The sequence below is a fragment of the Candidatus Pelagibacter sp. HIMB1715 genome (genome assembly GCF_052047595.1).
Lineage (GTDB): Bacteria > Pseudomonadota > Alphaproteobacteria > Pelagibacterales > Pelagibacteraceae > Pelagibacter.
In genome coordinates this window covers 1-13,267 of sequence record NZ_JBNAJY010000022.1, presented here as the reverse complement: position 1 = coordinate 13,267, position 13,267 = coordinate 1, and the positions used below count along the sequence as shown (strand labels likewise).

13 protein-coding genes and 1 pseudogene are annotated in these 13,267 nt (G+C 28.4%); 9 read left to right on the top strand and 5 right to left on the bottom strand.

Features of this window, described 5'->3' with window-relative positions; translation table 11 throughout:
* The first annotated feature begins 85 nt into the window (after positions 1-85).
* Both ACTTAY_RS06055 and aspS read left to right on the top strand, forming a co-directional pair.
* Positions 86-748, top strand: a complete 663-nt coding sequence (locus ACTTAY_RS06055) for a DNA replication protein (RefSeq protein ID WP_440635434.1) — start codon at positions 86-88, stop codon at positions 746-748.
* The gene (gene aspS / locus ACTTAY_RS06050; RefSeq protein ID WP_440672738.1) at positions 749-2,533 is read left to right on the top strand and encodes an aspartate--tRNA ligase; all 1,785 of its coding nucleotides are present in this window, start codon (positions 749-751) and stop codon (positions 2,531-2,533) included.
* Positions 2,534-2,535: 2 nt separating this feature from the next.
* Here aspS and ACTTAY_RS06045 read toward each other — a convergent pair whose 3' ends face one another.
* Complete coding sequence (locus ACTTAY_RS06045; protein WP_440672737.1) at positions 2,536-3,351, bottom strand: TSCPD domain-containing protein; 816 nt, start codon at positions 3,349-3,351, stop codon at positions 2,536-2,538.
* 114 nt (positions 3,352-3,465) lie between these two features.
* On the opposite strand from ACTTAY_RS06045, the gene ACTTAY_RS06040 reads away from it, so the two are divergent.
* Positions 3,466-3,825, top strand: coding sequence for an NADH-ubiquinone oxidoreductase subunit NDUFA12 family protein (locus ACTTAY_RS06040; RefSeq protein ID WP_075506547.1), 360 nt, complete (start codon positions 3,466-3,468; stop codon positions 3,823-3,825).
* The gene (locus ACTTAY_RS06035) at positions 3,788-4,189 is read left to right on the top strand and encodes a DUF2155 domain-containing protein (RefSeq protein ID WP_440633945.1); all 402 of its coding nucleotides are present in this window, start codon (positions 3,788-3,790) and stop codon (positions 4,187-4,189) included. Before ACTTAY_RS06040 ends, ACTTAY_RS06035 begins: the two co-directional genes overlap by 38 nt.
* Here ACTTAY_RS06035 and accC read toward each other — a convergent pair.
* The 3 genes from accC to aroQ are packed head-to-tail and all read right to left on the bottom strand — an operon-like array spanning position 4,186 to position 6,398.
* A complete protein-coding gene (accC, locus tag ACTTAY_RS06030) occupies positions 4,186-5,523 on the bottom strand; it encodes an acetyl-CoA carboxylase biotin carboxylase subunit (protein WP_075506549.1) in 1,338 nt (445 codons plus the stop codon). The genes ACTTAY_RS06035 and accC overlap by 4 nt on opposite strands.
* A 3-nt stretch (positions 5,524-5,526) precedes the next feature.
* Positions 5,527-5,961 carry an acetyl-CoA carboxylase biotin carboxyl carrier protein gene (locus ACTTAY_RS06025; protein WP_440672736.1) on the bottom strand — a complete coding sequence of 145 codons (435 nt, stop codon included), beginning with the start codon at positions 5,959-5,961 and terminating at the stop codon, positions 5,527-5,529.
* Positions 5,958-6,398, bottom strand: a complete 441-nt coding sequence (gene aroQ / locus ACTTAY_RS06020) for a type II 3-dehydroquinate dehydratase (protein ID WP_440672735.1) — start codon at positions 6,396-6,398, stop codon at positions 5,958-5,960. Before aroQ ends, ACTTAY_RS06025 begins: the two co-directional genes overlap by 4 nt.
* Before the next feature lie 16 nt (positions 6,399-6,414).
* Here aroQ and thiS point away from each other — a divergent pair, with 16 nt between their 5' ends.
* Positions 6,415-6,624, top strand: a complete 210-nt coding sequence (gene thiS, locus ACTTAY_RS06015; RefSeq protein ID WP_440648991.1) for a sulfur carrier protein ThiS — start codon at positions 6,415-6,417, stop codon at positions 6,622-6,624.
* 1 nt (position 6,625) lies between these two features.
* Positions 6,626-7,399: a thiazole synthase gene (locus ACTTAY_RS06010; protein ID WP_440614625.1), complete on the top strand. Its 774-nt coding sequence runs from the start codon at positions 6,626-6,628 to the stop codon at positions 7,397-7,399.
* Here ACTTAY_RS06010 and ACTTAY_RS06005 read toward each other — a convergent pair.
* Positions 7,392-9,200 carry an Rne/Rng family ribonuclease gene (locus tag ACTTAY_RS06005; protein ID WP_440672734.1) on the bottom strand — a complete coding sequence of 603 codons (1,809 nt, stop codon included), beginning with the start codon at positions 9,198-9,200 and terminating at the stop codon, positions 7,392-7,394. The two genes, ACTTAY_RS06010 and ACTTAY_RS06005, sit on opposite strands and share 8 nt — an antisense overlap.
* 99 nt (positions 9,201-9,299) lie before the next feature.
* Here ACTTAY_RS06005 and ACTTAY_RS06000 point away from each other — a divergent pair, with 99 nt between their 5' ends.
* The 3 genes and pseudogenes from ACTTAY_RS06000 to ACTTAY_RS05990 form a co-directional block, all read left to right on the top strand.
* Complete coding sequence (locus ACTTAY_RS06000; RefSeq protein ID WP_440672733.1) at positions 9,300-11,636, top strand: penicillin-binding protein 1A; 2,337 nt, start codon at positions 9,300-9,302, stop codon at positions 11,634-11,636.
* A gap of 36 nt (positions 11,637-11,672) precedes the next feature.
* Positions 11,673-12,731, top strand: coding sequence for a peptide chain release factor 2 (gene prfB, locus ACTTAY_RS05995; protein ID WP_440672739.1), 1,059 nt, complete (start codon positions 11,673-11,675; stop codon positions 12,729-12,731).
* Positions 12,728-13,267: pseudogene (locus tag ACTTAY_RS05990) on the top strand (hypothetical protein); the annotation flags it as partial. The gene prfB and the pseudogene ACTTAY_RS05990, both read left to right, overlap by 4 nt.

Genomic DNA, 13,267 nt, shown 5'->3' with positions numbered 1-13,267 from the left:
TTAATGGTACCCGAGATCAGTTCTTAAATGTGATGAAAGATTATGATTATTTTTTTGAAATCAAAAATAAAATTTGGGTATTAGAATGAAATCTTTAAATCAAGAAATCTTAAAATTTGATTATGAACAAAACTTTCAAGATCAGGATTTTTATGTATCTAAATCTAATGAATTTTCATTTTTATTATTGAATAGTTGGCCTAAATGGGAAAAAAATTTTATAAATTTAATTGGCGAAAAATTTTCTGGAAAGTCTCATTTAATTAATATTTTTCTACATAAATTTAAGGGTATTAAAATAAACGCAGCTGATATTAGTAATGAATATTTAAAAAAAATTAAAATCTATGAAAATATAATTATTGAAGATTTAAATAAAAATATTGATGAAAAGTTATTATTTACTTTTTTGAACAATATTGAGCAAGACAACAAATACTTAATTGTTACTTCAACTAAACCCATAGTTGATTACTCCTTTGAATTAAATGATTTAAATTCTAGAGCTAAAAATTTTATTTTATCAAAGATTGATAAGCCTGAGGATGATTTATTATATGCCCTAATATTAAAAAATCTTTCTGATCGTCAGATATCAATTGATAAGAAATTAATAGATTTCATTATAAAAAGAATAGATAGATCCTATGGCAAAATATCTGAATTCATATATAAGATCGACGAAATTAGTTTAAAAAGGAAAAAACCAATCGATTTTAAAATTATTAAAGAAGCTTTAGGAGATTAATTGAGTAAATATAGAACACATACTTGTAACGAATTAAGAAAAGAAGACGTTGATAAAAAAGTATTTCTTTCAGGCTGGATCAATAAAAAACGAGATCATGGCAATTTATTATTTATAGATTTAAGAGATAATTACGGTGTCACACAATGTATTATAGATAAGGATAATAAAAATTTCACAAACTTAGAAAAAACTCAATTAGAAACTGTAGTTAAAATCGAAGGTAAGGTTGTAACTCGATCTGAAGATACAATTAACAAAGAAATAGGCACAGGAGAAATTGAGGTAAAAATTGATACTTACGAAGAACTAGGTTCTTGCAAAGAATTACCGATGCCAGTTTTTAGTGATCAAGAATATGCTGAGGAAATAAGGCTAAAATATAGATTTTTGGATTTAAGAAGAAAAAAAATACATGAAAATATAATCTTAAGATCAAAAGTTATTTCACACATTAGAAATGAAATGACTAAATTAGGTTTTTTGGAATTCCAAACACCAATACTAACATCCTCTAGTCCTGAGGGTGCTAGAGATTTTTTAGTTCCAAGTAGATTAAATCCAGGAAAGTTTTATGCGTTACCTCAAGCGCCACAACAATTTAAACAACTAATTATGGTATCTGGTTTTGATAAGTATTTTCAAATAGCCCCTTGCTTTAGGGATGAGGATGCAAGAGCAGACAGAAGTCCAGGTGAATTTTATCAACTAGATTTAGAAATGTCTTTTGTAGAACAAGAAGATGTTTTTAATGTTGTTGAAAAATTAATGGTTAATACTTTTAAAACATTTTCGAATAAAAAATTATTAAACGATAAGTTTCCAAGAATTTCTTACAAAGAAGCAATGTTAAAATATGGAAGTGATAAACCTGATTTAAGAAATCCACTTATTATAAATGATATTACTGAAATATTTACAAGAGAAGATGTATCTTTTGAAATATTTAAAAAGTTAGTAAAATCTGGTTCAAGAGTAAGATGCATAATAACAAAAAATACTAAGGATAAACCAAGAAGCTTTTTTGATAATATTGATAAATGGGCCAAAGAACAAGGAGCATCAGGTTTGGCTTATTTTACATTTGAAAAAGATACTGAGTTATCTGGTAAAGGACCTATAGGAAAATTTTTCACCAAAGAAGCATTGCAAGAAATAATGAATTTAACTAATGCAGAAGTAGGGGACAGTATTTTTCTAGCTTGTGGCAAACAAAATGAATTAGAAAAAATAACTTCTCAGGCAAGAAATAAAATTGCAGAAGATTTAGATTTAATTGATGAAGATATTTTCGCGTTTTGCTGGATAGTTGATTATCCAATGTTTGAAAGAGATGAAGTAACCAATAAAATTGAATTTAGTCATAATCCATTCTCTATGCCACAAGGTGATTTGACAGAAAAAGAACTTGAAAATCCTCTAGAACTATTGGCTTATCAATACGATATTGTTTGTAATGGTATTGAATTATCTTCCGGCGCTATAAGAAATCATAAACCCGAACTTATGTATAAGTTATTCTCAATTGCTGGTTACGATAAGCAGCAAGTAGATGAAAAATTTAGTGGTATGATAAATGCATTAAGTTACGGTGCTCCACCTCACGGGGGTATTGCTCCTGGAATCGATAGAATTGTTATGTTGTTAGCTAATGAAAAAAATATTAGAGAAGTAACAATGTTTCCAATGAACCAAAATGCACAGGATTTGATGATGAACGCTCCATCTGAAGTTAATCCTGAACAGTTAAAAGAATTGAACTTGTCTTTAAAAAATAAAAAATAAAATTATTTTTTACCTTTAAGACTTATTTTAACATCAGATAAATCAACTAGATTTTTTTTATAGTTATTTCTTACAAATCCTTTGCTAGTAATATCCTTAACAATTTTTAATAATTGATTTTGATCTTCATTTTCTTGATCATTCGTATCGTTTCCACCAATTGCAGGAGTATGTGCAAGATCTTCTCTATTTTGGTAAGATATAGCTAACTCTCTAAAAATATAATCTAAAATAGAGGTAGCGCTCAATATTCTATCATTTCCATGTACTTTACCTGATGGTTCAAATTTTGTTCCCACGAATGCACTTATAAATTCATCTAATGGTACTCCGTATTGAAGGCCTAAAGATACTGCTATTGCAAAGTTATTCATTAATGCCTTAACTAGTTCTCCTTCTTTACTTGTGTCGATAAATATTTCTCCAATTTTTCCATCTTCATATTCACCTGTATGAAGATAAACTTTATGATCTCCAATTGTAGCTTTTTGAATATAGCCTTTTCGTCTGTCAGGCATACTAAATCTTTTTCCACCTTTTTCTGAGTTTTTGTTTAAGTTTTGAACGACAGTTTCTTTATTTATAGAATTTTCACTTGCACTTTTTGAGACAATTTCAATTTTTTTATTTTCAACTACTTTTTTGTTATTTGGATCTAAACTTTTAGTTTTTCTATTATCTAATTTGACATCTAAAACTTCGAATTTACCATCATCTCTTTTTTCCAAGTTTTTAAGCTCTGTTTCATTTATGTCGTCTAAGTAATGATTTACCTTAAAGGTACAAGTGTAATAAGTTTCTACAAGATATTTTGCCATTTCACCTCAGTTTAAAATTAGTTTGAAAATAGATTCTTTTAATTTATATACTTATTCAAATTTTAGTCTAATTTAATTTTTACAATTTTTAATTGAAATAAAAAATAAAATAACATGTTGACACTTTTTAAAAAAATTTTCACTTGGTGGAATCAAGATACTTTTGGGACAAGATTAAAAACAATTTTTTTTGGAAAACTTGCTGGTACAGATCAGTTTGGAAACAAATATTATGAAGATAAAAAAGGAAAAAGATGGGTAATATATTCTGATGTTATTGATGCATCTAAAATTCCAGTTGAGTGGTACTCATGGATGCATTTTACACCTAATAAAATAGAAAAAAAACATGAGCTAGAAAAATATGAATGGCAAAAACCTCATCAATCCAATTTAACTGGTACCGAAGAAGCGTATTATCCAAATAAAAATAAAGATGGTGTTAAAAAAAAATATACTAGTTGGAAAGAATAGTTTTTTTCTTTACTTACTAATCTTCTTTTTTCTATTTACATCTATTTCACATTCCAATAGTCAACTCGAAGGTTCTTTTACTGAAATTAAAATTTTAGATAAAATTAGTTCTAAAAATACTTCATTAAAACTTAAAAATGGTCAATTACTAAAATTTAAAGACTTATCAATTCAGAGTTTAAAATGTAAAAATTCTGAATTTGATGATAGTCCAGAAATTACTGCTTATATACAAGTCAGAGATTTATCAAATCAAAACAATGATGAAGTTTTTGTTTTTAATGGATGGATGTTTTCTTCGAGCCCTTCAATAACTCCGTTTGATCATCCTATTTATGATGTGTGGCTAATAAAATGTTATTAAACTATAGTATCTTTATCTAGCCAGCTCACATTAAAATCTGAATTGATAAATTTTTTATGATTTAACAATTTTTTGTGAAGTGGAATAGTGGTTGTAATACCTTCAATTACAAATTCATCCAAAGATCTATTCATTCTTTGAATAGCTTCTGTTCTATTTCGTCCATGACAAATTAACTTACAAACCATACTGTCATAATATGGAGTAACTTTGTAACCTTGAAATATAGCTCCATCTACTCTTGTTCTAAATCCAGATGGCTGGTGACACATACTTATAACGCCTGGAGATGGTTGAAAATTTTTACTAGCATCTTCAGCGTTTATTCTGCATTCAATAGCATGACCTCTTGGGTTAATATCGCTTTGTTTTAATGCTGTTTCCTCAGAAAATGCTATCCAAATTTGTTCTTTGATAATATCTACTCCTGTCACCATTTCTGTAACAGGGTGTTCTACTTGAACTCTTGTATTCATTTCAAGAAAGTAAAACTTTCCATCTTCATAGATAAACTCGACTGTACCAGCCCCCATGTACCCAATTTTAGAGACCATTTTTACAGTTTTTTCAAAAAGATCTTTTCTAATTTCATCATTCAAAACAGGACTAGGAGTTTCTTCAATAAGTTTTTGATGTCTTCTTTGAACAGAGCAATCCCTTTCATGCAAATGCACAACTCTATTTTTTCCTGCGAGTATTTGAACTTCTATATGTCTTGGATTTTGAAAGAATTTCTCTATATATACCTCGTCGTTTCCAAAGTATTTTTGTGCCTCTGATTTAGCAGTAGAAAACAATGTTTCAAATTCTTCCTCTTTATGTACTATTTTCATACCTTTTCCACCACCTCCACCTGAGGCTTTAATTAGAACAGGAAAACCAATTTTTTTACAAAGATCTTTTGCTTCATTAATATCCCTAACACCGCCTTCAGATCCTTCGATAACTGGTAAACCATTTTCTTTAGCTATTCTTTTAGCTTGAATTTTATCTCCCATCATTTCGATGTGTTTTGAAGATGCACCAATAAATTTAATTTTATTTTCCTCTAAAATTTTAGCAAAGTTAGCATTTTCAGATAAGAAGCCATATCCTGGATGAACAGCATCTGCATTAGTCAGTTCTATTGCAGACATTAATGCAGGAATATTTAAATAACTGTTTGCTGGTTGATGAGAACCTATGCAGACACTTTCATCTGCCATTCTTACATGCATGCTTTCTCTATCAACATCTGAATGCACTGCTACAGTTGCAATACCCCATTCTTTACATGCTCTTATAATTCTAACTGCAATTTCTCCACGATTTGCAATTAAAATTTTTTTGAACATTAATTATTCTAAAATAAGAATTGTTTGACCAAACTCAACTGGCTGACCATCATCAACACAAATCTCTTTTACAACACCATCATGCGTGGATGGGACGTGATTCATTGTCTTCATTGCTTCAACAATCATTATTGTGTCACCTTTTTTAATTTTTTTACCAACTTCAACAAATTTTTTTGCCCCGGGTTCTGGCGCATGATAAGCGGTTCCAATTATTGGAGAAGTAATTTCTGTACCAGATTTAACGCTTTCAGTAGATTGGGAAGAAGCAGTTAAATTTGTATTGTTTACAGATGCTGGAATTGTTTGATTGCTAATTGATACGTTATTTTTTGAAACTTTAATTTTAGTATCTTTTTCAGTAATTTCTATTTCAGTTAAATTAAATTCATCCAAATAATTACTAAGTTCTTTGATTATGTTTTTATCTATTTTCATTTTTGTAAAAGCTTTTGTAATGAAATTATGGCTAAAATATATCCTTCAGTGCCTAATCCAAAAATTCCACCTGTTGCAACTCCACTAATAAGTGATTTATGTCTAAATTCTTCTCTTTTATATATGTTTGATATATGCATTTCAATTATTGGTTTCTTGAACAATTCAAGAGCATCTCTTATTGCAACTGAAGTATGTGTAAATGCAGCAGCATTTATAATCATTCCATCATAATTTTTACGTGCATCTTGAATTGTATTTACTAAATCTCCCTCCAAATTTGATTGGATAAATTCACAGTCAAGCCCAATTTCTTTTGATTTTTTTAAACAATTTTCTTTAAGTTGTTCATAGTTACCTGATCCATATTGTGATTGTTCTCTTTCACCTAATAGATTAAGATTTGGACCGTTAATAATAATTATTTTATTATTCATTCAGCTTTTATATACGATGAAAAAAATAAAAATCAAAGTAAATGGTAAGAACAGATCAATTTCTGAAACATATAAACTTTCAGATTTAATAAAACACCTTAAAATTCCTATGAAAAAAGTAGCAATTGAACTTAATGAAGAAATAATAGATAAAAAAAATGTTAACAAAATTAAATTAAATCAAAACGACAAAATTGAGATTGTTCATTTTATAGGAGGAGGGTAATATGAAAAAAGATAATCTCATCATTGCTAAAAAAAAATTTAAATCTAGATTAATTGTTGGCACTGGAAAGTATAAAACGATGTCTGAATGTGCCAAAGCTATCAAATTATCAGGAGCAGAGATAGTAACTGTTGCAGTTAGAAGAGTAAATATTTCTGATAAAAACAAACCCTTGTTGATGGATTATATAGATCCAAAAAAGATTACCTATTTACCTAACACAGCGGGTTGTTTTAATTCTAAAGAAGCTCTTAGAACTTTGAGGTTAGCAAGAGAAATTGGTGGGTGGAAATTAGTTAAATTAGAAGTTTTAGGAGATAAGGAAAATTTATTTCCAGATATGATTGAAACTTTGAAATCTACCGAAGTTCTTACCAAAGAGGGGTTTAAAGTTATGGTTTATTGTAACGATGATCCATTAATGGCAAAAAGATTAGAAAATGTTGGAGCTGCTGCGATAATGCCACTAGCAGCACCAATTGGATCAGGTTTAGGAATACAAAATAAAATTAATATTCAAATAATCAGGAAACAAACAAAACTTCCATTGATAATTGATGCAGGTCTTGGACAAGCTTCAGACGCTACAATTGCAATGGAACTGGGTTGTGATGGAGTATTGGTAAACACTGCAATCGCGAAAGCAAAAAAACCATTTGATATGGCTCTAGCATTTAAAAATGCTGTTATAGCTGGAAGACAATCATACAACTCAGGAAGAATAGATAAAACCTTGATGGGAAATCCTTCTTCTCCACTAAAAGGTATTATTTAGTTTTTTTATAATATTTCTTTTTTTTATAATTGTTTTTTATTTTTTTTACTTCTTTTTTTTGAGAAATTTTATCTTCTTTGTTTTGGGTTTCTAAGTTTTTTAATTTTTCATAATGCTCAACAAGTTCAATAGTTTTTTTGGATTTGTTCTGAATGTTTATAATATATTCTGGAATTATCAGAGTATTGTCACTGATGATATCAATTGTCATTTTATTCTTTTTTTCAAAGTAAGTTAAATCATTAACAAAATTTTCTTTTAGAAAATCTGAAATTTTTTCGCAGACTTTTACTTCAACAAATTTTGCTTTATTAGTTACAGCCTTTAATTCAACAATTTTTAATAATTTTTGAGCAAAAGACTCGTCTGTTAAAGTTACCTTCCATTTAACAGCACTTTCCCTCAATCTTTGTCTAGACATTTCTAAAAGACCAAAATTACTTATTCTTCCAATTTGAATTCTTGCTCTATCAGATCTACATTTTTCTTTAAGCTTTCTTTCTACTAAGCGTCGATTGCCAAAACTCAGCATATCAATGAAGTCTATAATTATTAATCCTGATAAATCTCTTATTTTTATTTGTCTCGCAATTTCTTCTGCTGCTTCAATATTTGTGTCTAAGGCTGTACTCTCTACATTTTTACCTTTAATTGAGCTACCAGAGTTAATATCTATCGATACAAGTGCTTCTGTAGGATTAATAACTAAATATCCTCCTGATTTGAGTTTAATTTCTGAGTCAAAAATTTGATTTAATTTTTGTTCAATATTTTCCTCAATAAATAGCGGTGTTCTTCCTCTATATTTTTTAACTTTTTTTACACTTGATGGCATCATTGTTTTCATAAAAGATTGGGCTTTTTTATAACCCTCATTTCCTTCAACAATAATTTGATTAGTACTATCATCGTACATATCTCTTAAAGTTCTTTTAATTATTTCACTTTCTTGATGAATTAAAGATGGAGCTATAGAGTTAATTGCATTATCTTTTATCTGTCCCCAAGTATTAATAAGAGTTGTTAAGTCACTATTGATTTCATTTTTTGTCTTGTTGCTTCCTGCTGTTCTTACAATTAAACCCATCTCTTTAGGAATTTCAATTTCATTTAAAATAGTTCTAATTTTTTTTCTATCAGCAGGATTAAATATTTTTCTAGAAATTCCACCACCTTTAGGTGTGTTTGGCATTAACACTATGTATTTTCCTGCGATTGAAATAAATGTACTTAGTGCAGCACCTTTTTGACCTCTCTCGTCTTTGATGACTTGTACAAGAATTACCTGATTAGGTTTGATTACTTCTTGAATTTTGTATCTTTTAAATTTGAATTTTTTTTCAGGTTTTTTTTCAGTTTTTTCCTCTGTATCTGAATTTTCTTTTATCTCTATTTCCTCTTTATCAGATTCTAAATTTTCAACCTTTTCCTCTATTGGATCATCTATTTCAAGTTTGCCCTCAGCAATATTTTCTTCTTCTTTTGCCTCAACTTGCTTAGAAAGTTCTTCCCTTGCTTTTTCTTCTTCTTCTTTTATTTTTTCAAGATCAGCTTTTGGTATTTGATAATAATCTGACTGAATATCATTAAATGATAAAAATCCATGTCTTTCTCTTCCAAAGTCAACAAAAGCTGCTTGGAGCGAAGGTTCAATCCTGCTTACCTTACCTAAATAAATATTATTTTTTATTAAGTTGTTTTTTAAACCTTCGTACTCGTAGTCTTCAATATTTTCACCTGATTTAAGTACAACTCTAGTTTCATTTGGATGTGATGCATCGATATATAAATTTTTTTCCATAATATGTTGATCATTAAGTTCATTAATTTTTTTAGTAATAAATTTTGTTTAATTCTGATGCCTTATCTTTAACAAATTCCAAGATATAATGGAAATAAAATGAGTAAATTATTTAAAAATATTCTATTATTTTCCTCAACTATTTTAATATTATTGGGTATTTTAATATTTAGTATTTTATGGAAATACTCCAATGATATCCCGGATTATAAATTTCTAAAGAGTTATAAGCCCCCAGTTTCGAGCAAAGTTTATTCAAGAAATGGAGAATTAGTTGCAGATTTTTCAAAAGAAAAAAGAGTTTTTGTTCCTTACAACGCTATACCAAAAAATGTAATTAATTCATTTTTATCTGCAGAAGATAAAAATTTTTTCTCTCATCCCGGTGTAGATGCGAAAGGTGTTCTAAGAGCAGTTATCAATAATATTTCAAATATAATCGCTTCTAAAAGACTGGAGGGTGCCTCAACTATTACTCAACAAGTAGCAAAGAATTTTTTACTAACAAATGAAGTAAGTCTAAATAGAAAGATAAAAGAGGCAATTTTAGCATTTAGGATTGAGAGAGCGTTGTCTAAAGAAAGGATATTAGAACTTTATTTAAATCAAATCTATCTTGGTAGTGGAGCCTATGGTGTAGCTGCTGCAAGTTTGGAATATTTTGATAAATCTATAAGAGAACTTAATTATTCAGAAGCTGCATTGTTAGCTGCTTTGCCTAAAGCACCCAGTAAATACAATCCTTATAGAGATAAAGATTTAGCAAAATTTAGAAGAAATTTAGTTTTAAAAAATTTATATGAAAATAATTATATAACATCTGAATGGTTAGAAAAATTAAGCAATCAGGAAATTAAATTAAAGAAAAAACAAAAAATATACTTAGAAGATGCGCAATATTATATTGAAGACGTTAGAAAAAATGTCATAGAAAGTTTGACTTATGATAAAGTTTATAAACAAGGTCTAAATATCAATACTCCAATAGATTTAGATTTACAAAAAATTGCAACTAATTCACTAAGATCTGGATTAATTTCCTATGATCAGAGAAAAGGTTGGAGGGGAGCACTAATTAACAAACCTTACAATTCGAACTGGTACAAAGATTTAGATAAATACAAACTTGAAAAATCAATTAATTGGAAATTAGCAATTGTAAAAAAATTAAATAAATTTTCAGCAATTGTAGAAACGATTGATAAAGATGATGGTGTTATTGAATATAAAGATATTTCTTGGACAAAAAAAGAGTTTAACCAATTATTGAAAATTGGCGATATAATTTATGTGAAACAAATAAAAGATAAAAAATATAGCTTACAACAATTGCCAAAAATAAATGGAGGAATTGTTGTAATGGATCCTTATACAGGAAGAGTTTTGGCTCTTAATGGTGGTTTTAGTTTTAAAAAAAGTGAGTTTAATAGAGCCACTCAAGCGAAAAGACAACCAGGGTCTGCATTTAAACCATTTGTTTATGCTCTTGCTTTAGAAAATAATTACACACCTACATCATTAGTTTTGGATGCACCTTTAGTGTTAGATCAAGGAGATGATTTAAAGTTGTGGAAACCAGAAAATTATGGAAAAAAATTTTACGGTCCATCTACAATTAGAACTGGGTTAGAGAAATCAAGAAATCTAATGACAGTTAGAATAGCTCAAGATTTAGGGTTAGACAAAATTATCAACTATTCTAAAAAACTGTCAATTTACGAAAATCCTGAGGAACTATTGTCAATTTCCTTAGGTTCTGCTGAAACTACTTTGTTGCAGCTTACATCCGCTTATTCTGTTTTTGTTAATGGAGGAAAACTTGTTGAACCTGTTTTGATTGACAGGATTCAAGATAGTGAGGGAAATACTATTTATAATAATGATAAGAGATCTTGTGTAAATTGTGATGCAATATCCTATCTTAGTGATGATTATCCTGAGTTAAAAAATAAATTTACACAAATTTTTTCCGAAGAAACCGCATATCAAATGACGTCAATACTTGAAGGGGTGGTTCAAAGAGGAACCGCAAAAAAATTAAGAGATTTACAACTAAATATAGCAGGAAAAACTGGAACAACGAATAATAATACTGATACTTGGTTCATTGGTTTTACATCAAACTTGTTAGTAGGTGTTTATGTAGGAATGGATAGCCCAACACCACTTGGTAAATTTGAAACAGGATCAAAAACGGCTCTACCTATATTTAAAAATTTTATAAAAAATTCTGTCAAAAAGTCTGAGGCCAGACCATTTAAAGCTGCAAAAAATACAATTATGATGGTTGTGGATCCCTCAACAGGCCAAAAAGCTAAATTCACATCTAAAAATACAATAATTGAGGTTTTTAAAAAGAAAAATGTTGTAGATGGTAAAGTTCTTTATTCAAATTCTGATAGAATAGATATAAACAACATACTAAAGTTTTACTAATGGATAACAATTACCAAAATTACAAAGAAGAAATAAATAAGATTAATCAAAGAATTAAGGAGTATCTTTGAAAACAATAAAATTTACTCAAAACTTGAAAAATTAAATTCTCAAATGTTAGATGCCAATTTTTGGCAAGATAAAGATAATTCAAAAAAAGTTATAAAAGAGAAAAAACTCTACGAAGACTTAGTAAATTCTTTAAATCAGTCTATCCAAAAATTAAATGATTTTGATGATTTGAATGAGCTTGCTTTAGAGGAAAACAATCTAGCAGTTCAGGAAGAAACTTTACAAAATATTAAGGATTTAAAAAAAGAAGTAAAAAAAAACGAAATCAAATGTTTTTTATCAGACGAAGCAGATTCATTAGATTGCTATATAGAAATACATGCAGGTGCTGGAGGCACTGAAAGTCAAGATTGGGCAGATATGTTGAGAAGAATGTATTTGAAGTGGTCTGATAAAAAAAGTTTTACATCAAATTTAATTAGTGAACACAAAGGAGATGAAGCTGGTATTAAATCGGCAACAATAAAAATTGAAGGTGATTATGTATTTGGGTGGTTGAAAAAAGAGTCGGGTATTCATCGTTTAGTTAGAATTTCACCATTTGACTCAGGAGCAAGAAGGCACACAAGTTTTGCAAGTGTCTGGATTTACCCAGTAGTGGATGAAAATATAAATATTGAGATTTTAGAGAAAGATTTGAGAATAGATACTTATAGATCAAGTGGTGCTGGTGGACAGCATGTAAATACAACTGATAGCGCTGTAAGAATTACTCACATTCCATCTAAAATAGTAGTCCAATGTCAAAATGAAAGATCGCAACATAAAAATAAAGAAACTTGTATGAATATGTTAAAAGCAAGATTGTACGATTTTGAAATTAAAAAAAGAGAAGAGGAGAATCAAAGTACAGAAAACAGTAAATCAGAAATTGGTTGGGGGCATCAAATAAGATCATATGTTTTGCAACCTTATAGATTGGTAAAAGATAACAGAACAAATTTTGAAAGCACAAGTCCAGATAAAATTCTTGATGGAGAATTAGATGATTTTTTAGAACAATCTCTTTACAAAATTAAATGAAAATAAATATTTTTAAATACTTTTTATTATTACTAGGATTTTTAATATCACTAATATTTTATTTAAGCATTGTTGGAATAGAAACTGACAAATTTAATCAGCAGATAAAAGACACAGTTGCTCAAAGCAATAATAATTTAAATGTATCTTTAAAAAAAGTAAAATTAATTCTTGATCCACTTAAACTTAAAATAAATGCAAAAACTATTGGTGCAAAGATCTATTATGCAAATAGACCACTTGAGCTTGAATACATAAAAACTCAAGTATCACTTGATTCTATCTTTAAAAATAAATTAGTTTCCTCTAATTTTGAGGTGGCAACAAAGTCAATATTATTAAAGGATTTTGTTAAATTTATAAGAGCCACAAGTAACAAACCAGAATTATTAATTTTGGAAACTTTCATTAAAAAAGGATATGTAATTTTAGATCTAAATCTTAACTTAGATCAAAATGGAAAAATTAAAAATGATTACAAAATCAAAGGATTATTGAAGGATGGAAAATTTAAATTTTTTAATGGACTAGATATT

Bases quoted from the DNA above. Each gene is read 5' to 3' on its own strand.
- ACTTAY_RS06055 (WP_440635434.1), top strand. From the start codon at position 86: ATGAAATCTTTAAATCAAGAAATCTTAAAATTTGATTATGAACAAAAC.
- ACTTAY_RS06045 (WP_440672737.1), bottom strand. From the start codon at position 3,351: ATGGCAAAATATCTTGTAGAAACTTATTACACTTGTACCTTTAAGGTA.
- ACTTAY_RS06040 (WP_075506547.1), top strand. From the start codon at position 3,466: ATGTTGACACTTTTTAAAAAAATTTTCACTTGGTGGAATCAAGATACT.
- ACTTAY_RS06035 (WP_440633945.1), top strand. From the start codon at position 3,788: ATGGTGTTAAAAAAAAATATACTAGTTGGAAAGAATAGTTTTTTTCTT.
- accC (WP_075506549.1), bottom strand. From the start codon at position 5,523: ATGTTCAAAAAAATTTTAATTGCAAATCGTGGAGAAATTGCAGTTAGA.
- ACTTAY_RS06025 (WP_440672736.1), bottom strand. From the start codon at position 5,961: ATGAAAATAGATAAAAACATAATCAAAGAACTTAGTAATTATTTGGAT.
- aroQ (WP_440672735.1), bottom strand. From the start codon at position 6,398: ATGAATAATAAAATAATTATTATTAACGGTCCAAATCTTAATCTATTA.
- thiS (WP_440648991.1), top strand. From the start codon at position 6,415: ATGAAAAAAATAAAAATCAAAGTAAATGGTAAGAACAGATCAATTTCT.
- ACTTAY_RS06010 (WP_440614625.1), top strand. From the start codon at position 6,626: ATGAAAAAAGATAATCTCATCATTGCTAAAAAAAAATTTAAATCTAGA.
- ACTTAY_RS06005 (WP_440672734.1), bottom strand. From the start codon at position 9,200: ATGGAAAAAAATTTATATATCGATGCATCACATCCAAATGAAACTAGA.
- ACTTAY_RS06000 (WP_440672733.1), top strand. From the start codon at position 9,300: ATGAGTAAATTATTTAAAAATATTCTATTATTTTCCTCAACTATTTTA.